The 20400-nt window shown below is 39.6% G+C and carries 16 protein-coding genes; 1 reads left to right on the top strand and 15 read right to left on the bottom strand.

Annotation, left to right across the window (positions count from 1 at the left end):
- Positions 1 to 6: 6 nt before the first annotated feature.
- The 13 genes from AC4QJR_RS24400 to AC4QJR_RS24460 all read right to left on the bottom strand — a co-directional run bounded on the left by AC4QJR_RS24400 (position 7) and on the right by AC4QJR_RS24460 (position 15544).
- On the bottom strand, positions 7 to 1287 hold the full coding sequence (locus AC4QJR_RS24400; RefSeq protein WP_496524471.1) for a murein hydrolase activator EnvC family protein: 1281 nt from the start codon (positions 1285 to 1287) through the stop codon (positions 7 to 9).
- A gap of 167 nt (positions 1288 to 1454) precedes the next feature.
- Positions 1455 to 2348, bottom strand: coding sequence for a permease-like cell division protein FtsX (ftsX, locus tag AC4QJR_RS24405; protein WP_496524472.1), 894 nt, complete (start codon positions 2346 to 2348; stop codon positions 1455 to 1457).
- Positions 2338 to 3024, bottom strand: coding sequence for a cell division ATP-binding protein FtsE (ftsE, locus tag AC4QJR_RS24410; protein WP_496524473.1), 687 nt, complete (start codon positions 3022 to 3024; stop codon positions 2338 to 2340). Before ftsE ends, ftsX begins: the two co-directional genes overlap by 11 nt.
- Before the next feature lie 254 nt (positions 3025 to 3278).
- Complete coding sequence (gene cccB, locus AC4QJR_RS24415) at positions 3279 to 3623, bottom strand: cytochrome c551 (RefSeq protein ID WP_496524474.1); 345 nt, start codon at positions 3621 to 3623, stop codon at positions 3279 to 3281.
- Between the two features lie 51 nt (positions 3624 to 3674).
- A complete protein-coding gene (locus AC4QJR_RS24420; RefSeq protein WP_098572276.1) occupies positions 3675 to 4541 on the bottom strand; it encodes a YitT family protein in 867 nt (288 codons plus the stop codon).
- A 253-nt stretch (positions 4542 to 4794) separates the two neighbouring features.
- Positions 4795 to 5896, bottom strand: a protein-coding gene (gene prfB / locus AC4QJR_RS24425) for a peptide chain release factor 2 (protein ID WP_496524475.1) whose coding sequence is annotated in 2 segments (ribosomal slippage) — positions 4795 to 5823 and positions 5825 to 5896 — 1101 coding nt in all. Because the reading frame shifts where the segments join, the coding sequence is not laid out codon by codon here.
- 385 nt (positions 5897 to 6281) lie between these two features.
- Complete coding sequence (locus tag AC4QJR_RS24430) at positions 6282 to 8180, bottom strand: cytochrome c3 family protein (RefSeq protein WP_496524476.1); 1899 nt, start codon at positions 8178 to 8180, stop codon at positions 6282 to 6284.
- 236 nt (positions 8181 to 8416) lie between these two features.
- Positions 8417 to 9619, bottom strand: a complete 1203-nt coding sequence (locus tag AC4QJR_RS24435) for a cytochrome c3 family protein (RefSeq protein ID WP_251458214.1) — start codon at positions 9617 to 9619, stop codon at positions 8417 to 8419.
- 288 nt (positions 9620 to 9907) lie between these two features.
- Positions 9908 to 11074, bottom strand: coding sequence for a cytochrome c3 family protein (locus AC4QJR_RS24440; protein ID WP_496524477.1), 1167 nt, complete (start codon positions 11072 to 11074; stop codon positions 9908 to 9910).
- A gap of 105 nt (positions 11075 to 11179) precedes the next feature.
- Positions 11180 to 12142: a 6-bladed beta-propeller gene (locus AC4QJR_RS24445; protein WP_251458218.1), complete on the bottom strand. Its 963-nt coding sequence runs from the start codon at positions 12140 to 12142 to the stop codon at positions 11180 to 11182.
- Positions 12143 to 12157: 15 nt separating this feature from the next.
- A complete protein-coding gene (locus AC4QJR_RS24450; RefSeq protein WP_496524478.1) occupies positions 12158 to 12868 on the bottom strand; it encodes a tetratricopeptide repeat protein in 711 nt (236 codons plus the stop codon).
- A 112-nt stretch (positions 12869 to 12980) separates the two neighbouring features.
- Positions 12981 to 14135, bottom strand: coding sequence for a cytochrome c3 family protein (locus tag AC4QJR_RS24455; RefSeq protein ID WP_496524479.1), 1155 nt, complete (start codon positions 14133 to 14135; stop codon positions 12981 to 12983).
- A 29-nt stretch (positions 14136 to 14164) separates the two neighbouring features.
- Positions 14165 to 15544, bottom strand: coding sequence for a cytochrome c3 family protein (locus tag AC4QJR_RS24460; RefSeq protein WP_496524480.1), 1380 nt, complete (start codon positions 15542 to 15544; stop codon positions 14165 to 14167).
- A 542-nt stretch (positions 15545 to 16086) separates the two neighbouring features.
- Here AC4QJR_RS24460 and secA point away from each other — a divergent pair.
- Positions 16087 to 18597 carry a preprotein translocase subunit SecA gene (gene secA, locus AC4QJR_RS24465; protein WP_496524481.1) on the top strand — a complete coding sequence of 837 codons (2511 nt, stop codon included), beginning with the start codon at positions 16087 to 16089 and terminating at the stop codon, positions 18595 to 18597.
- Between the two features lie 268 nt (positions 18598 to 18865).
- Here the strand turns inward: secA and hpf are convergent, their stop codons facing one another.
- Positions 18866 to 19414, bottom strand: coding sequence for a ribosome hibernation-promoting factor, HPF/YfiA family (gene hpf / locus AC4QJR_RS24470; RefSeq protein WP_098576383.1), 549 nt, complete (start codon positions 19412 to 19414; stop codon positions 18866 to 18868).
- Between the two features lie 264 nt (positions 19415 to 19678).
- Positions 19679 to 20398: a ComFC family protein gene (locus tag AC4QJR_RS24475; RefSeq protein ID WP_496524482.1), complete on the bottom strand. Its 720-nt coding sequence runs from the start codon at positions 20396 to 20398 to the stop codon at positions 19679 to 19681.
- Between the last annotated feature and the right edge of the window lie 2 nt (positions 20399 to 20400).

Below are 20400 nucleotides of genomic sequence, written 5' to 3' on the forward strand. Positions count from 1 at the left end.
CAATTATTATGGTAATGGAACAATGCCGACAGGATTGATGGCATAACGTTTATCCTGTGTCCATGGTCCTTTATGAAGTTCAAAATGCAAATGCTGCCCTCTTGAAGCACCAGTATTCCCCATCAGACCAATCTTTTGGCCCTTTTTCACACTTGCCCCGCTGCCAACATAACGCTGGGTCATATGAGCATAAACAGTTGTATACACTTGTCCATTAATCGAGTGTGAAACAAAAATACAATTTCCATACGTGCTAGAATAATAGGATCTAATCACCACGCCATTGGCCGCCGCAACGATTGGCACCTTCGTTCCATTGGCAATATCGACACCATAGTGATTTCCATCCCCACGGCCGCCAAAACCAGAACTACGATATCCAGAAGCCGGCTGGGTCCAAACTCCGCTCGTAACATTAGGTGTGCTGTCAGATTTAGGACCACTATCATTTCCACTGTTTGAGTTTGTCGTTCTGCTTCTTTTCGCTTCTTCTGCTGCTCTAGCTTGAGCTTCTTTTTCCATTTGAATGGCCTTTTGAATTGCGGCCTCTTGAGCAGCAAGAAGTTGCTCCTCTTCTTTCAATTCCATCATGCCTTCATGGACTTCTTCTTCCTGGTCTTTAAGGCTTGCTAACATTTTATCTTTTTCTTTCTTTTGTACATTTAATTGCTGATTCATAGTTTTTAATTCTGCTAACATCTGCTCGAGACTAGCTAGATCTTTTTCTACTTTCGCCTGTTTCTGTGCGAGTTCCTGTTTATCGGCCTCATGCTGCTTAATAATTTCTTGGTCAGCCTGCACGATCGTGGCAACTGCATTGGCCCTGTCAATGAAATCGCTAAAGCTGGTGGATCCCATTAACACATCTAAATAATTGACCATCCCGCCATTTTCCTGATAACTGCGGGCCCTGTCCTTCAAAAGGACATTTCGCTTATTAATTCGCTCTTTAATCACCTTTGTTTCCGCTTGAAGTTTCGAAACCTCCGCTTTTGTATCTGTTATCTTTTTGGATTTATCGGCGATTTTTGTGGTTGTATCTTCAATCGCAAAGTCAAGGCGTTTCATTTCACTCTTTACGTCAGCCTGCTGACCTTTTAAGGTGTTGATCTTATCATTCGCTTGATTGATACCTGATTGTAAATTAGAACGTTTCTCGTGTATTTTATTTTGTTCACCTTTTAGACTAGAAATTGATGCAGCTTCTGTTTTAACAGAAACTCCGCCAAATATTGTTCCTAGTCCGACCGCTAGTGCAGCGGTGATGGTGATTACTGATTTTTTCATTTCCGATTTCTCCTCCTACCTCTCTATGTACAGGTAAATTCATGTTTACCTGATTATGACGAATGCTGCTGCACGGCACATTTTGAAGGACTCATGCGTCTATCCTAGTTATAGGTCGGATAACAGTAAATCAGGAAGGATACGGGTACCATCCTTCCTGAACTGGATTATACTTTTAAGAATTTACGAACAGACATTAAACTTCCCCAAATTCCTATCAGAGCACCCATAAGAATAAGAATGCCGGAAACTTGATACATGAATGGATCAAATGGAAGTACTTTAATGAAAGTTCCTTCAAGCCGCGGACCAATATAATCATAAGCACGATAGTAGGCAATGGAAATTAGGATAATTGGTAAAATTGATCCGATTATACCCAGCCATAGTCCTTCTAAGAAGAACGGCCAACGGATGAACGTATTTGTTGCACCTACTAACCTCATAATCTTAATTTCTCTACGTCTTGCAATAATTGTAATTTTAATTGTATTCGAGATTAAGAAAATAGCCGTGAAGAATAAGCCGATAATTAATACAATTCCGACGTTGCGGCTTGCTTTAATAAACTTGAATAATTTCTCCACCTTGCCCTGACCATATTTGACTTTGGCAACATAAGTAGAGTTTTGGATTTTTTTTGCTACTTGCATCGTATCTGTCGGTTTTTTCGTCTTTACAATATAGACATCGTTTAAAGGATTATCCTGTTCAAAAAGTTTAAAGGACTTTCCTTCCTCCCCAAGACTATTTACTAAATTGTCTAGTTCCTGCTGTTTCGAGGAGAAGGTGACACTTTTTACTTCAGGTATACTTTCAATCTCAGTTTTAAGTTTTTGCTGATCTTGAGCGTTTGCAGCGACATCAATATGAACGCGAATTGACACGTCATCTTCTATCGTTTCTGCTACTCTATTAAGATTCATCATAATAACGAAAAAGACACCAACTAAAATCAGGGTAACAGTAACAGCACTTACCGATGCAAAAGTCATCCAGCCATTTCTGCTGATATTCTTTAAGCTATCTCGTGAGTGACGGCCAATAGTTCTAATTTTCATAACCGTATTCACCTCTTTCATCATCACGCACGATTTTACCGTCTTCAATGGCAATTACTCGATGCTGTAATGTATTAACAATCTCTCGGTTATGGGTTGCCATAACGATCGTCGTTCCTCTTGAATTAATCTCTTCAAATATTTTCATAATTTCCCATGATGTTTCAGGGTCAAGGTTTCCGGTAGGCTCATCCGCAATCACGACTTTCGGCGAATTGACAATCGAACGAGCTATCGAAACACGCTGCTGTTCTCCGCCTGAAAGCTCGGACGGCAGCATTTTTATTTTATGCTTTAAGTTAACAAGATCAAGAACTTCCATCACTCTTTTTTTGATCACTTTCGGCTGGGCTTCGATTACCTCTAAGGCAAAAGCAACATTTTCATAAACAGTTAATCTCGGAAGCAGTTTAAAATCCTGAAAAACAACGCCAAGATTCCGTCTGAAAATCGGGACCTTTTTCATTTTTAATTTGGCTAAGTTCACACCATTCATAGTGATGGTCCCAGAAGTCGGAACTTCCTCACGATACATCATTTTAATAAATGTCGATTTTCCGGCACCACTTGGTCCAACAACATAGACAAATTCGCCCTGGTTGATCCGGACGTCTATCCCATTAATGGCCGAAACTCCATTTGGGTACTTTTTATAAACATCTTGTAGTTCTATCATTTTTTATCACCTTTATTTAAAGACATCTCGAATTTTATTCGACAATTATCTTTTTTATTTGCAAAATGGACTCGGATAACAAAAAAACATGTGCATAATTTCGCATATTTCTATTATAACATCATAAATTGTTAAAAAAAGCGGTAAAAATATTACAGTTTCTTTTCAAAGAATTACAAAACCCGACAAATTTCTCATTTAAGGTAAAATAAAAAACGTCCTGTTTTTTCAAAACAGAACGCTTCTCGAGTCTATTATTTTTTCGCTGCAAGCCATTCAGCAACTTTGTTTGCATCATCGCCAGTTATTACGTTTGCAGGCATTTGCCCTTTACCATTTTTAATAATATTCAATATTTCGTCCTTAGAATACTTTGAGCCAACCTTGGTAAGATTTGGTCCCATACCACCTGTTAGATCGCCGCCATGACAGCTGGAGCATTTCTGATCAAAAATCTTCGCTGCTTCATCACTGCTTGCTGTTTCCGTTCCAGTGTCTTTATCTGTGTCTTTACTTGTGTCTTTATCTCCGCCTCCACAGGCAGCCAGCCCCATTACTAATGCAGTTCCCATCAAAAATGTAAGCAATTTCTTTTTCACGTTGTTACCCCCTTCAGAAAATATTACCATCATTGCCCTATTATACCAATCCTATGGCCGTTTGAAACCCTCACCAAGCACTTCAGCAGCATCCATAACAACGACAAATGCAGATGGATCAAGTGCTCTGACCAATTGTTTCAATTTTGTGAACTCTGATTGATCAACCACGCACATTAGAACTGGTCGTTCATGGTCAGTAAAACCACCATATGCTGATAGTTTTGTCACACCACGGTCAATTTTATTCAAGATTCCCTCACGAACTTCTTCTTGTTTACCCGTAATAATCATTGTCATTTTTGATCGGCCGAAACCGACCTGAATTAGATCGATGGTTTTGCTTGTTACATAAAGAGCAATCAATGCATACAATCCTTTTTCAATATCAAATACAATCGCAGCAGCAAGCACAATTAAACCATCGATTATGACGACGCATCGTCCTAGAGAAAAACCTGTATATTTATGAATAATTTGCGCTGCCAGGTCCGTTCCGCCTGTCGATGCTCTTCCTCTAAAAACGATGCCCAGTCCAAGTCCGACACCAATTCCCCCAAACAAAGCCCCAAGGAGGGCATCATTTGTCCAAGGATCTAAATTCCTTGTAAAAAAAACGACTAATGGTAAAAAAATCGTTCCCGCAAGGGTTTTCACACCAAACTGCTTTCCCAATAAAACTACACCTGCTATAAATAAGGGGATATTAAAAGCCCACTGAACATAGGCCGGTTCCCACCCGAGCACTGCTTTTAGAATCGTACTAATACCGCTTACTCCACCTGAGGCTACTTGGTTGGGAAGTAAGAAAACATTAAAGGTTAATGCAATGATTGCCGCACCAATTAAAACAAATAGATAATCGATAGCTATTCTCGTTTTAGGATAGGTAAGTGTTAAATTGCTTAAGATATTCATAAAGCTATTCTCCTCAAATTTTAAATACTTTCTATTAATGAAAGTGAGTATAGCATGGGTAAATATTGGTGTAAATGGCAGTAAGTTGACGTGGTAAAGGATTAAATTTTTCTCTTAGCATTTGCCAGTTAATTGGTTTTTATTAGGATTGTTCTCTTGGCTAGGTTAGCGATGGTATCGTATAGAAGGCAAATGATTTCAATAAAAAAGCCTCTGCCGAATTAGTCGGCAAAGGCTCTAAACTACGTCCAATTTATGAAATTCTTGATCTGAGATACGCATTAATAAACTGGTCCAAATCCCCGTCCATAACTGCCTGAACGTTCCCGCTTTCTGTGCTGGTTCTGTGATCTTTCACCATCGAATATGGATGGAAAACGTAAGAACGAATTTGACTTCCCCAGCCGATTTCTTTTTGTTCGCCTCGTATTTCCAAAAGCTCTTGCTCTTGTTTCTCAATTTCCAATTGATACAGCTTGGCTTTTAGCATTTTTAGGGCTGCCTCGCGGTTTTTAATTTGTGAACGTTCCGCTTGACATGTAACCACCACACCTGTTGGCAAGTGGGTAATCCGGATGGCCGAATCGGTCGTGTTAATATGCTGTCCGCCCGCACCTGTCGCCCGATAGGTATCGATTTTTAAATCTTCTGTCCGGACTTCAATTTGAATGTCATCATTGAGTTCAGGCATGACTTCACAGGAAACGAAAGACGTATGACGACGGCCTGAGGAATCGAAGGGAGAAATCCTTACCAGACGGTGGACCCCTTTTTCCGCTTTTAAATAGCCGTACGCATTATGCCCCTTAATCGCAAGCGTTACACTCTTAATCCCCGCTTCATCTCCGGGTAAGTAATCAAGGGTCTCCACCTTAAAGCCTTTTTTCTCCGCCCAGCGAGTATACATCCGCAGCAACATCAAGCCCCAGTCCTGTGATTCCGTACCGCCCGCACCCGGGTGAAGTTCCAGTATGGCATTATTTTTGTCATACTCCTCACTAAGAAGAAGCTGTAGTTCAAATTGACTCAAACGCGCTGTTAGCTGCCCGAGTTCCTCTTCCAACTCTCCACGCAATTCTTCGTCATTTTCTTCTTTGACAAGTTCATAGGTCAATTCCAAATTTTCAAAGCTGCTATTTAGATCATAAAATTCATTGACCTGATCCTTTAATCCATTTGCCTCACTAATGACGGTCTGTGCAGCCTGCTGATCGTTCCAAAAATCAGGTTGAAGCATCTCATCATCTAATTCAGCAATTCTTGCTTCTTTATTCTCAAGGTCAAAGAGACCCCCTAAAGTCCGCTAATTTCTTAGCTGATTTTTCAAGTTCATTACGAATTTCTGCTAATTCCATTGTCTTCACCTCTATAAAAATTACCTATATCGCATTTTATTCCGAAATCAATGTTCAGTTCCTTAACTATTATAGCGTGATATGCGACTAAATTTCAAAGTTTGGTCGTTAAAAAGTTTATGCCTTGAAAGACTGCTGGGTTTTCGTATTGGTTGAAAAATCAAAAGTAAAGGCTGTGGTAAACTTGTCTGTTGATTTCCGTTCCAGGCACTTCGCTTTCCGCGGGCGTGCCGCGGAGCCTCCTCGTCGCTTTGCTCCTGCGGGGTCTCCCCTGCCCCGTACTCCCGCAGGAGTCTTCGTGCCTTCCACTGCAATCAACAAAGTGTCAAAATCAACAATAACCTCTAACACAGCAAAAAAACGAGAGGAGTGTCCGCTCGTTTTTTTATGGAGTTATCCTTTTAGGTGCATGTGCTGTTTCCATAAAGGATTGACTATCACTGTGACATTCAGCGCAAGTTTTTTGGCTTTCTCGATCATGACCGTCATTGGCTGGATTAATTGGATCACCCGTTTCTTTATCGTATATGGCTTTGCCTTGTTTACCATAAAGATCTGTTTTGCCATTGTGACAAGATAGACAAAATTTACGTTGAGCATCTGCATCCCAATCAGTTGTGGATTTACTAAACCAATTATCATCAAGCTGATCACTTTCAGGCTTTTGGCCACTTAGTTTGATATTTCCAAGCTCTGGTCTTAACATCTTAATATTGGTTGCTCCATGTGTCTCGTGGCACTCGGCACATGGAAACTGCCCATTTAACGGGATACCACTCTCCGTTTGCGCCTGAAAATTATGACCCGATTGGCTTTTAAGGGTTCCATCACTATAATACTTTTCAATATTTGTCTTTTTTCCATTCCCATGGCAGCTGAAGCATAAGGAGTAGTCACTTAGAGCACCAGTAGCGGTACCTGCTTTTTTATAATTATAATAAGGATCCGTCCCTGCCTTAGGGTGCAGGCTGTTTGGATTTTGTTTCGTCCCTGGATTATGTGGATCATGACAACTAGAACAACTTACAGTAGAACCTGTATAGTGTTTACTATGACTGTTATTGTCTTCTATCTTTGGTGAGCCTGTTCCATCATGACATGCCATACACATATCGTTTTCAGTAGAACCCTTTCCCCCCTTTAGAAGGAACTCATCCGTTCCATTATGGGTACTATGGCAAAAGGAACATGCACTGGTTACCACCGAAAACGGTCCGTGTATAGAATCATTATCAATTGTTTCATCTGCTGCCCGGTCGACCTGAAATTCGGTATTTTTATAATCACTAACGGTAGTGAATTTAAGGAATCGAGGAATAATCACCTTCTCTGTTTCAGTTGAGAATTTCGGATTAAGATATACATCATATGTAGTACCGGGATTAAAGTTTAGATCAGGTGTAAATGTATAAACATAGGATTTGAGATTATCTGTTATTACAGTTGTAGCAATTAAATCCTCGTCTCCTTTAATATCTCCAAAAGATGTTAACAATGGTTGTGTTTTAGTTAATGGTTCCGTACTCCTTACATCTACTAATATCACATAATTCAAGGGTACTCGAGTCATATCCTCTACAGGAAGAAAACTGCTGGGTACACTCTTTCCAGGTTCATATTGATCGGCCGCATCTTTTGGAATAAGATACATTTTGTACATATATGGCCTTGACCCTTCCTCTTCAATGGCTGCCAGGGATGTAATTGTTTTTTCGGTGGATGCAGGACTCTCATCAGTTGTTGGCATCGCTTCCTCAGTAGAGGTTACTGGGTTGTCTGATACATGATCTGTTGTTTCAGGAGTATCTTCTGTTGTCACTGTTACAGGAGTATCTTCCGTTGTCACTGCTCCTTCGGACTTAACAGTAATGGTATGCTCTGCCTTAGCGCTTACCCCATCCTCATCTGTGACGACGAATGTAACGGCATGTACTCCCTCACTAAAATCTTTTGAGTATAAGAAGTCTGCAGCGGTCCCGTTCGGAATCATCGATAGTTTTCCTTCACCCGTAATATCAATAGGCTGCTGTGAATCCTCCGGCTGTTCAAAAACCTTGACAGTGAGTTTATCCGCAGATGTTAGATCATCCGAAATAGTTCCAGTAAATTCAACTAGTGGAGCATTTAACAAAGTACCCTCATTTGGAGTTAATATCTGGATTTCAGGAACAGCTGAAGCTGATACAACAATGTTATCAGGAGAACTAAAAAGGAGGGAACTAAGAACAACGCTCCAAATAACAAGGTATGCGATAAGCTTTCGTTTGTAGTTCTTCCTTTTCATACTATTCATCCTTTACTTTTCGTAAATTAGATATAAAAAAACTCATATCTATTATATCAACTGAATTAACATTAATTTTCATAGGTAAATTAAATATTTTTGACAATTTCTTCACGCGGGTGCAATAATAAAACAAGGTAACAATAGTGATATTGCCACCTTGTTTACTTTTAAATCTTTACTATAAAACCTAGTGAAGTCTAACAAATAGTGGGGCTATTTGTTAGCTTTTTTTATTATTTAATTAAGTTTTTACCTGAGTAATCTCCACCAGGAACTAAGTAGTTTTTATAATCTGTAGTATTTGGATAGTTTGTTGTTCCAGGTGTATTGGCGATTTGGTGTGTAGATTGGTGACAAGCCCAACATACAGACATGTTTGTGAATCTCTTTAAGGATGAGCCTTTTGGACTTACTTCTTTCATGTAAGCCTTCGCTGTTGCTTCAGTCCAGCCTTTTCCACCATCTGCAACAGGTTTTTGTAAATCTTCAATTGTTTTACCTGCTGTGTCTCGTAATGTTGTAATGTCAGTACCGTGAGCAAAGTGACAAGCTGTACAGCTGCGGCCTTGCTTCGTACTGTTTGTTGTATGTGTGAATAGCTCGTGACCTTGAGTGGTTTTCATTTCTCTCGGTCCATTTTCTCTATTCTTTAAGTAGTCATCATGACAGCTTGCACAGAATTCTGAGTAATTTAATTTGTAGTCATAAACCTGTGCTTGTGTTAATCCGTCAGCTGGTTTATTATAAATACCATTTGATTTGTAAATTTTTAACCCAGACATAGTACTGCTATTGTTGATGTCTGCATATGCAGGATCTTCTACTAAATTAAGCTTAATTGCTTTTTGTCCCACTGGAATTTTATTCAATTTAGTAATGGTTTCAGTATATCCAACGATGGTAACATTATAGTTGTTACCATATTGCTTTCCTGCGACAGTTTCATTTAATAAACGGTCGTTCGCAGATCCATGTGGATTATGACAGCTTGAGCATTCAAAAGTAGCAGTAGATGTATTAGCTAATGCACCAGGAGCTGCTTTTACTTCTAAATCTGAATCAACATTATGCATTGAGGCATTCATTTCGTGAGAGTCAATTACACCTGCTTCACTAGCAACTTTAACGTTATAGAAGCCCATTGTACCATCATGACATGACATACAAAGTTCTTTTTCGCCGCTCTTCATTAACAGCATTTCATCTTCCCCGTTGTGGGTACTGTGACAGTTTGCACAGGAATTAGTGTTGTTTTGGAAATTACCATGTGTTTTGTGTGTGTTGGTATTTCCGGCGTTATCAACGTCCCCAACATGAATCCCAGGGGCTGGGTTTGTTGAAGTGGGGGTGAATTCTGCTGCAGTTGCAAACGCACCAAACATGCTCACTAATACAAGCACTAAAAATGCAGACAAACTAAATTTCAACTTACTCATTCTAAAAAACCTCCCATAAAACTTCTGTCTGTTTTTCTCTCTTTTTCTCTTTTTTTCATAGGTTAATAATGATAAGTTTTTTCTTTTTTCTATATCACCCCCTTAAAAAGACTCATAATTTTGAGTTTCATAGTCAATATAAAAAAGCATATATTATCAGAAAACAAACCATCTAGGAGGTAAAATAGGTAGTTTTCTGTCATGTTCGATTTACAAAACAAGGTAACAATTTTATATTGCTACCTTGTTTAAGTATGTTTCAATAAAAGAAATTTGTTGATCAACACCTTATTTAATTTTTGCTTTACCTTTAAGAGCCCCAGTTCCATCAAGGTATTGCGGATCAATTTGTCCTTTTGCAATGTTAGATCCGTGGCAAGCAAAACATACAGCGTTGTTTGTAAATTTCTTTAATGAAGATCCTTTCACACTTACATCTTTCATATACGATTCTGCTTTTTCTTGAGACCAGCCTTTTCCGCCGTCTGCAACTGCCTTCGTATAATCTGCAACTTTATTTCCGACTGCATCCATCATAATGGTAGCATCGGTACCGTGTGCATAGTGACAAGCTGCACAACTTCTACCTTGGCTCGCGCTATTAGTTGTATGTGTGTAGGTATCGTGAGTATGTGTTGCAGTGATTGATGAACCTGTACTTGGTTTTCCAGGCATAGGATTAGAGCTGCTACCTACATTTCTCTTCGCAAAATAATCATCGTGACATGCTCCACAGAATTGAGAATAATAGATTTTATCATTCACACCATTGTAACTAGCTAATCCCTTAGGGCCATTGGACTTTGTAATTTTCAGGCCGCCGGTACCTGTTAAAGCGTTTAGTACCGCGTATTCTGGATCGTCTTGTAAATCAAGAGCAATCGTTTTTGTTCCTATTGGAGCAGATATTTGTACACCATTAACTATAGATGTAGCAAATGCTTTACCTGCAACCGTTTCATTTAATAGTCTGTCATTTGCTGAACCGTGTGGGTTGTGACAGCTGGAACATTCTAATTCCGCAGTTGAATTATTTAGATATTTACCAGGAGCACTTCCGACTTTGATAGATGAATCAACATTGTGCATGGATGAGCTTAAGTGTGAATCATCAAAAGTACCTGCACCGCTTCCTATCGTTACATCATAGAAGCCCATTGTGCCATCATGGCAAGACATACAAAGATCATATTCTCCTTCCTTCATTAACAACATTTCATCTTCCCCGTTGTGTGTACTGTGACAGTTTGCACAAGAGTTTGTGTTGTTTTGGAAGTTACCATGTGTTTTGTGTGTACTTAGGTTACCATTGTTATCAATTTGACCAACATGGATTCCAGGTGCTGGGTTCGTTGGGGTTGGAGGAACTCCATCCTCTGCAAAGGCCACAGCACTGAATATGCCCAATAAAATAAGCATAAATACAGTTGATAAACCCAATCTAATCTTACTCATTTTTAAAACCTCCCAAATTTCTCTCTTTTTCTCTAATTTAATATAGAACTATAAAGGCTAAACTGAGATTTTCTTTTGTTTTCACCTCCTTTATCGAAAAGGGAATTAATAGAATACGGAGACCCTTTGATTTACTGTATCTGTTACAAATAAAGTATCTCGATCGTCAATATACAAACCATTCGGGAGATACAGCTTATCATTTTCGGTTCCCATTCCACCTAATTCAAATAAATGTTTTCCCTCTTTATCGAAGGCTGAGATATTGTGGGCAAGGTTGTTTACGACATATACATTTCCTTTTGAGTCCACAGCTACTCCTCTTGGATTTAGGAAAGTCGGATCCCCTTTGCCGTCTTCCGAACCGTTAATAATTTTGATAAACTTACCTTCTTTATCGAAAATTTGAACTCTATTATTCCCGGAATCTGTTACATATATTTGTTGATCACTATCAACTGCGACAGCATTTGGTGCGATGAATTTTCCTTCTTCCGCACCAGCTCCTCCTATTTCCATTACTTTCTTTCCATCTAAATTAAAAACAAATAATTTATTCGCCTTAATATCGGTGACATAAAGCTTACTATCGATTATTCGAAGTCCGCCCGGTGATTTAAGGACTTTCTTTTGATCATCAAAGTATTTAATGAACTTACCTTTTGAATTAAAAATAGAAATATTGCCATTGTACAAGTCTGCAACGTAAATGTTGCCATCTTTATCTCCAGCGATCCCATAAGGAAATTTAAATTCGCCTTTATTGGTTCCTTCTTTACCAAAATTGAATACAGAAGTACCAGACTGATCAAATACTTGTACCTGTTTGTTATTTGTATCACTCACATAAACGAATTCCCCAATTTTCACAACATCCATTGGTTTGTTAAGTGGTTTGTTAAACTCACCATATAATGAATTTGTGTACACAGGCGGTCCGCTCGGATCCACCTTTGCAACAATTGGTTTTATTGTCGACTCTAAATTCAAGAAATAGACTGCTGCAAAAAAGGCAACGGAAAGTGCGACAATGCTACTCATCAATATATAAACGGTTCTCTTTTTCAAAGTGGTCAGCTCCTTCTATTTGTTGTCTTTTCCCTTTGCAGCAACTCTCTCCAAGCCTTCAGACGCAGGTTTATAAAGCGGGTCATAGTTTAAAGCCTCTTTGAAAAATTTCTCTGCTTCTTTTTTGTTACCTTGATCTTCTTCCACTCTGCCAATTTCGGTAATGATATCTGTGTTGGTTGGCATTAACTTAAGGGCTTCTTTAAGTGATTTAGCAGCCTCGTCGTACATTTTTAAATTACGATATACCATTCCTGATAACAAATGCGCTTTAAAATTACGTGGTCCTAACTCGACTGCTTTTTGTGCCTGCTTTAATGCATCGTTATATCTTTCTTCATCAATATAGACAAGACCGAGATTGAAATAAGCTCCAAAGTATTTGCTGTCAAGGTCAGTTGCGACTTTCATCTGCTTAATCGCATTATCGTTATCACCTTTTAGAAAGTAGGTATAACCTAAATTGACTCGGTGCTCTGGATTATTCGGTTCAGAATCTACTAATGTTTTATAATAGTCTAGCTGTTCATCCATCCTTTCTTGACTTGCATCAGACCAGATATATTTGTCACTTATATAGTAGCCGCCACCCAAACTTACTAATAAAGTCGCGATAAGAAGCAGTGCAGCCTGTAACTTTGTAAAATACTTTTTCTTCTCTTTCTTCCACTTCGTTCTTTCATTCTTTTCCGGTTCTGGATTGATCGGCAGCTCTCTAGCTTCCATTAGTATCCACCTCGAATTTCATTTGTTTTTTCGAATAACCTCTGATAGACTTGTTCGAAATGTTAAGAACCCTATTAATCGCCAATCAAAGGTAGAGCTAAATCGTACACAACTACTTATGACACTTTTCACAGCTGACTTTTGCGTGGCAGGTATAGCATTTCGCCGATGGTTTAGACACTCCTTCTAACGAAATCGGATGGTTAACCTTCCAACTTGTCTTTTGACTATGTTTACTTGGATGACAGGAGGAGCAGGTAACTTGGTTTCCACCTGTTTCATTCGACCTTTTCACTTCATGGCATGCTTGACACGATTCTTGGTTTTTGTTAGCAGTTGCACCATGGCTATCAAAAAAATTACCGTTATGGCTTGCTGGTCGTTTGCTATGGCAATCCTTACAAAAAGTATTCTCTTTGGCATAGTTATAATGATTCTTTTGTTTTACTTGATTATTATTAAGGAAACGATCAATAACTGATACATCTTCATAACCTTTTAGGGGTTCCTTTGACATATCACTATGACATTGATTACACTTCATTAGATTCTCTGCAGCTTGTTTCCCATGTGTTTTGGTTTTAAAATCCTCTGCTTTATGGTTTTTTGGAACCATCCCGGTTTTATGACACGCTGAACATTCAATGGTTACTTTACGTGCCTTATGACAATCAATACAGGTGTCCATATCCGGGCGGGTGAATTTTAAATCCGCCATCGCTGAGGTACCCGTTTTCGTGTCCCATTTTTCATAATCCGTTTGGAATGTCATTTTCCGGTCTGCGATTTTGCCGTGTGCCACACCGTTATGACATTGAATGCATTCAATATCTTTGTTTTGATGTTTATCATGGGGAATGATGATATCCCCAGATGCTGTGACTTCACGTTTAGATACATCATGACAGGACTCACACGCGCTATCGGGTATTTCCTTTGGCATCCTAATAGGAGCTGTGTAGGTTTGTGTCGCTTTTTTATACACCTGCATAAGTCCATTTGCTTTCGCCTTTGCATATTCTTCCGTACCTGAGCCTATGTGACACTTAACGCAATCCACTTCACTATGTGTGGACGCCTTCCACGTATAATACTCCGGCTTCATCTCATGGCATGAGGAGCAGAAACTCGAGCTCGAGGTAGTTTCTACTCCTATTAGTCCCAGTGAGAAAAAGACGACGATAAATAGCAGTGCTACTGTTAAATATTTATATACTTTGTAGCGAGTCCGTGGAGGGGAGGTCTTGTTCATGTGTTCTTCTTCCATTATTTTCCCTCCTCTTGAACATTTTCTTCTTATTTCTTATCATCTTTAAAGCCAGTTCTATGGCAGTATTTGCAGTAAACATCCGTTGGTGCTTTTGCATCGGTTGTGTCTGCTTTTGGTTTTTCACGATCATGACAAACGAAACATTCCTCTTTCATCTCTTTTGTTTTTGCTTTGTTAGCATGAGAAGTCAACCACTGATCGCTATCGCCGTGACTTTCAGGACGATCAGAGTGACAGGCACTACAGAATTTGTTCGTACGTGCTTGTTCTTTTGCAAGTGAAACGTTCGGTGTGTACTTCACCTTTTTATTTCCCATTTTAAGAAGCGAGACGATATCTTCTTTTGGAATTTCCCTTACCCATTTTGAATCTTGGTGACAATTCATACACTTATCTAGCTGTTGAATAGCAGTGCCGCCGTGATTATTGCCCCAATCTACATTTTTATGTGTTTTAGGAATTTCGGTTTGTTTGTGACAAGTTTCACATTCCATCGAAATCTTAACATCTTTCTTTTGCTTTCCGATTGCTTGTAAAATAATATCTTGTGTCTTTGCATTAGATGCTGCTGCTACTGCTTCCGTTGTTTTGGCTTCTAAAGTTGCTTCTGTTGCAGTTTCTTTTGTTGCATCTTTATCGTTTTCTTCGAGCTTTTTCTCCACTTCTTCCGGATTAACTGGAACGTTATACGCTGGATCTTTCCAAGGCTTTTCGCCATTATTTACTTTGTCATGGCAGTCAATACAAGTACCCATGTTAGGTCTCAAGTATTTCTTTTCCATTAATTTTTCAGCACTTTCCTTTGTCCATTCGCCGCGAACTTCTTCAACGTTGATTCCTCGGGTTGCCATTTTCGCGTGGACTACACCGGCATGACAAGTAATACAAGGGATATCTTCTTCGATATGACCTTTGTGATTTACTTTTAAGTCTCCGGACGCTGTGACTAGGCGGTTTTTCGAGTGGCATTGCAAACAGTTTTGATTTGAAACGGCCTCTTCTTCGGTTTGAACAATTTGTTCAGGTACACCAGTAACATGGTAGTATACTTCTTTCATCGACTTCATTTTGTGCGTAATCATGTTAGTGAAACCTGGCTTGATATGACACTGTACACAAGATATCTGATTATGAGCACTTGCAGTAAACGTTGAATATTCAGGTGCCATTTCATGACAGCTTGCACAGAATGTCGGTGAGTTGGTCATGGTTAGAACTCCATACCCTCCACCAAAAACAACGATACAACCCACAAGTGAAACAAACAGTAATTTCCACCTGTTAACCGGATTCTTCCAGTCAATCCCTCGAAACTTTTGCCATAATCCGCGAATCAGGCCCGTTTTTTTTCTATCTTCTCTACTTTCGGGATCTATATCTTTATTCTTTTTCCCCCAAATGGCCACTAGACTCACCCTTCCCATTTTGGATTCTATCTCTCTCTTTATTTTCCATAGTAACCTCTCTAAAGGTAGTATCTAACATTGTAAGAGTATATTCCAATGTACAATTTGTGAATAATTCCCCACACAAAACAAATGGGTATTTTCTACTAAAAACAACGCACAAATGTTGTTATTCCAACAATATTTAATACTACGTAAATATTGTTTACTTTGCATACAGTCGAATGTTTATTCATTATCCATACTTTTTATACAGTTTTCATTCTTTTTTTACTAGTTGAATCTCTAGTTGAGGTACATTCTCAAAATCACGTCATCACTCTGTCATATTTGACGAAAATTCGAACTTATCGGAGTAGTCCAAGCTGAAGTGTTTGACTTAGAAGAAAATATAATAGATGATTGTACGAATCTTGCTTCCCGCTATCATTGTTGTCACTGTATTGTGGAAATGGTAAGATATAAAAGGAAAATAGCGAATATTCTTGAATGGATTTTTTAAAATAGTGATTAGTCTCGATAAAAAGGAGCGTTCATCAGATATGGGGATTTTAGATAAAGTGTTTGATTTGAACAAGCGTGAGCTAAAGCGGCTAGACAAGCTTGCGGTGAAAATTGACGCACTGGCTGCGGAAACAGAAAGGTTGACCGATGACCAACTGCGCGAGAAAACGGAAGAGTTCAAATCTCGCTATCAAAACGGAGAATCATTAGATGATCTCTTGGTTGAAGCGTTTGCCGTAGTCCGTGAAGGTGCCAAGCGTGTCCTTGGTTTATATCCGTACCATGTTCAGTTAATGGGGGGGATTTCTCTTCATGAGGGGAACATTTCCGAGATGAAAACAGGGGAAGGTAAAACGTTAACTGCGACCATGCCAGTTTATTTGAACGCACTTTCTGGTCGGGGGGTTCACGTTGTTACTGTCAATGAATACTTAGCAAGCCGTGATGCTGCCGAAATGGGCGAATTATATCAATTCCTCGGTTTAACTGTTGGCTTAAATTTAAATAGTATGGATAAGGAAGAAAAACAAGCCGCATATGCCGCTGATATTACGTATGGTACGAATAACGAATTTGGTTTCGATTATTTGCGTGATAACATGGTCCTCTATAAGGAGCAAAAAGTACAGCGCCCACTTTTCTTCGGAGTCATTGACGAAGTTGACTCGATTTTAATTGATGAAGCGCGGACACCATTAATTATCTCAGGGTCGGCACAGAAATCGGCTGTCCTCTATATTCAAGCGAATGGCTTTGTTAAGATGCTTTCTAAAGAAACAGATTATACGTACGATGAAAAAACAAAAGGCGTTATGTTGACAGAGGAAGGAATTAGTAAAGCTGAAAAAGCTTTCGGCATTGATAACCTTTTCGACATGGCCCACGTCACCTTAAACCATCATATTAACCAAGCCTTAAAAGCAAATGTCAGCATGCATCTTGACGTTGACTATGTGGTCCAAGACGGCGAAATTGTCATCGTTGATCAGTTCACCGGCCGTTTAATGAAAGGGCGCCGATACAGCGAGGGCTTGCACCAGGCAATTGAGGCTAAAGAAGGGCTCGAAGTTCAAAACGAAAGCATGACCATGGCTACGATTACATTCCAAAACTACTTCCGGATGTATGAAAAATTAGCAGGGATGACCGGTACCGCAAAAACGGAAGAAGAAGAATTCCGTAACATTTATAACATGAATGTTATTGTTATTCCTACGAACCGACCAATTGCCCGTGATGACCGTCCTGATTTAATTTACTCTTCTATGAATGGTAAATTCCGTGCCGTTGTCGAGGATATTGCAGTGCGTCACCAGCAGGGACAGCCTGTACTTGTAGGAACGGTCGCGATTGAAACGTCGGAGCTCATCTCCAATTATTTAGTGAAAAAAGGGATTCGCCATAATGTGTTGAACGCGAAAAACCATGAACGTGAAGCGGAGATAATTGCTGAAGCTGGCCACAAAGGCGCCGTCACCATCGCAACGAACATGGCGGGGCGTGGTACAGACATTAAGCTTGGTGAAGGGGTATTAGAATTAGGAGGACTTGCCGTTATCGGAACGGAGCGACATGAAAGCCGACGGATCGATAATCAGCTGCGTGGACGTTCTGGCCGTCAAGGGGACCCAGGTATTACTCAGTTCTACTTATCCATGGAAGATGAACTAATGCGCCGCTTTGGATCGGATAATATGAAAGCAATGATGGAACGACTTGGCATGGATGATACACAGCCGATTCAGAGTAAGATGGTATCAAGAGCCGTTGAGTCCGCGCAAAAACGTGTAGAAGGCAACAACTTTGATGCTCGTAAACAACTCTTGCAATATGATGATGTACTACGTCAGCAGCGTGAAATTATTTACAACCAGCGGGATGAAGTACTAGAGTCTGAAAATCTCCGTGATATCGTTCAAAAGATGATTTTAAACTCCATTGAGCGAAATGTTGATGCACATGCATCACGCCATGAGGATGAAGAAGAATGGAATCTCGAAGCCATCATCGATTTTGTGAATGCCTCTCTTCTCCATGAAGGTGACATCACAGTGGATGACTTGAAAGGAAAAGACCCGGACGAAATCCGTGATACGATTTTTGCAAAAGTGAAGGAACGTTATGATGAAAAAGAAGAGATTCTCTTACCTGAGCAAATGCGCGAATTTGAAAAGGTTATAACACTGCGTGCGGTTGATTCCAAGTGGATTGATCATATTGATGCAATGGATCAGCTTCGTCAAGGGATTCATTTACGAGCCTATGGGCAAATTGATCCGCTTCGAGAATATCAGCATGAAGGATTTGCGATGTTTGAAGCGATGGTTCAATCGATTGAGGATGAAGCGGCCATGTACATCATGAAGGCTGAGATCCGCAACAATCTTGAGCGCCAAGAGGTAGCAAAAGGGCAAGCAGTGAATCCAAAAGAAGACGGTGAAGCCGTTAAGAAAAAGCCAAAAGTAAAGCAAATTGATGTAGGCCGTAATGATCCATGTGTTTGTGGCAGCGGCAAGAAATACAAAAACTGCTGCGGGGCAGGAAAATAAGATTTTGTTTTGATGGGCCGGCGATTTATCGCTGGCTTTTTTGTTTTTGATTATAGGATTTGTTGATAAGTGGTGGAGATTTGTTGATATGTTCTGAAAATTGTGGATATCGTTCACAGAATTGTGAGTAAATTTCAATTGTCCTAGGTTATCCACATGGGGATAACTTTAGACGGGACGTTTAACAAAAACAAGTACGTATTTAGTAAGTATACACATAAAAAAACGCCGCTCCGTGTAAGAGCAGCGTTCTTCTTGTAATCTATGTTTAATGTGCCTCGATTAAACCATAACGGCCGTCACGGCGCTTATAAACAACATTTGTACGATGTGTGTCTGCATTTGTGAACACATAGAAGCTATGGCCTAGCATGTTCATTTGCAGAATGGCTTCTTCACTGTCCATTGGTTTCAGGTCGAAGCGCTTTGTACGAACTAATTCTAATTCATCCTCATCTAAATCATGTACTTCCGTGTTTTCAGTTGTTGCAAATGTAATTGGAAAATCGCCCTTTTCGCGGAATTTGCGGTTTACCTTTGTCTTGTGCTTGCGAATTTGGCGTTCTAATTTGTCAGTTATCAAGTCAATCCCAGCATACATGTCAACATTTGTTTCTTCAGCACGAAGAACAAGTTGCGGCAGCGGAATCGTCACCTCTACTTTAGAAGTTTTATCTTGATTGAATCTTAGATTCACATTTACCTTTGCATCAGGTGCTTCTGTAAAATAGCGCTCCAATTTTGCGATTTTCTTTTCTACATACTCTCTAATTGCTGGAGTTACCTCAATGTTTTCACCACGAACGTTATAATTCATTTGTGGATTCCTCCTTTAGTTACGGCTATGTATTAACATTTCTATTTTACCCTATGATTATCCTGCTAAATCAGAACAAAAATTTTGTCGATTTATTGACAAAAACAAAGGGAAGATAGTGACAAGATTTTGCACGACATTTGAAATCAATTGGTGATTATCATTAAAATGGAAGGTTATTTAATATTATTGTAATCTTAATGGATAACTATCTAGTACGAAGCTTGCAACGAGTAAAAGGAACATTCCGATCGCTTTGAAAGATTACGACCGAGCAAGTGTCAGCGATTGAATGCTGACTGCACCTGCCTCCTTCAATAGTTTAGCAGCATGCCTTAGTGTGGAGCCTGTTGTATAGATATCGTCAATTAGGACAACTTTTTTTCCTGTTGCATAAACATCAGGAAGAACCTGAAACACTTGCGGAAGATGGATTCGTTCTGACCGAGATTTTTTCGATTGCTTTTCAGAGTGTAAGCGACTAAGCATGGATGTTGGGGAAAAGCCTGCTCCTGTTATTAGAGCCGTTGCCTGATTAAAGCCCCTTTCATATTGACGTTCCTCACTTAATGGGATAGGCACCAGTAGGTCTGGTGATAATTCGCCTATCTTCCTTTTGAAAAGTTCCGAAAATATCTTTGCTAATGCATAATCACCGCGAAATTTAAACGTTGCTATTACATCTTTTAAAAAATCATTATACAGGAAAAAGGAATGATTTTTCTCCAGGCTCCCTTGCCATTTTGGATCTTCCTCCCAACGAAAGCAATCATGACACACATCCCCATTGCGAAATTGATCATTTACTTGCGAAAACGGCCGGCTGCATATTCGGCATTGATCGCCGAGAATTTGTTCTAATCTCCCTTCACAAACAGGGCAAATGTGATGTCCCTTATCAATAGAGAAAATTGCTCGCCAGCTGATGCTTGGAATAATTACATCATGGCAAATTAGACAGCAGTTTTGATCGAATAGGGCCATTT

Source organism: Neobacillus sp. BP17, from assembly GCF_059579525.1.

Excerpts from the sequence above, each read along its gene's own strand:
- AC4QJR_RS24475 (WP_496524482.1), bottom strand. The coding sequence starts at position 20,398 with ATGGCCCTATTCGATCAAAACTGCTGTCTAATTTGCCATGATGTAATT.
- AC4QJR_RS24435 (WP_251458214.1), bottom strand. The coding sequence starts at position 9,619 with ATGAGTAAGTTGAAATTTAGTTTGTCTGCATTTTTAGTGCTTGTATTA.
- AC4QJR_RS24440 (WP_496524477.1), bottom strand. The coding sequence starts at position 11,074 with ATGAGTAAGATTAGATTGGGTTTATCAACTGTATTTATGCTTATTTTA.
- secA (WP_496524481.1), top strand. The coding sequence starts at position 16,087 with ATGGGGATTTTAGATAAAGTGTTTGATTTGAACAAGCGTGAGCTAAAG.
- ftsX (WP_496524472.1), bottom strand. The coding sequence starts at position 2,348 with ATGAAAATTAGAACTATTGGCCGTCACTCACGAGATAGCTTAAAGAAT.
- AC4QJR_RS24400 (WP_496524471.1), bottom strand. The coding sequence starts at position 1,287 with ATGAAAAAATCAGTAATCACCATCACCGCTGCACTAGCGGTCGGACTA.
- AC4QJR_RS24450 (WP_496524478.1), bottom strand. The coding sequence starts at position 12,868 with ATGGAAGCTAGAGAGCTGCCGATCAATCCAGAACCGGAAAAGAATGAA.
- hpf (WP_098576383.1), bottom strand. The coding sequence starts at position 19,414 with ATGAATTATAACGTTCGTGGTGAAAACATTGAGGTAACTCCAGCAATT.
- AC4QJR_RS24430 (WP_496524476.1), bottom strand. The coding sequence starts at position 8,180 with ATGAAAAGGAAGAACTACAAACGAAAGCTTATCGCATACCTTGTTATT.
- AC4QJR_RS24420 (WP_098572276.1), bottom strand. The coding sequence starts at position 4,541 with ATGAATATCTTAAGCAATTTAACACTTACCTATCCTAAAACGAGAATA.
- AC4QJR_RS24455 (WP_496524479.1), bottom strand. The coding sequence starts at position 14,135 with ATGGAAGAAGAACACATGAACAAGACCTCCCCTCCACGGACTCGCTAC.
- ftsE (WP_496524473.1), bottom strand. The coding sequence starts at position 3,024 with ATGATAGAACTACAAGATGTTTATAAAAAGTACCCAAATGGAGTTTCG.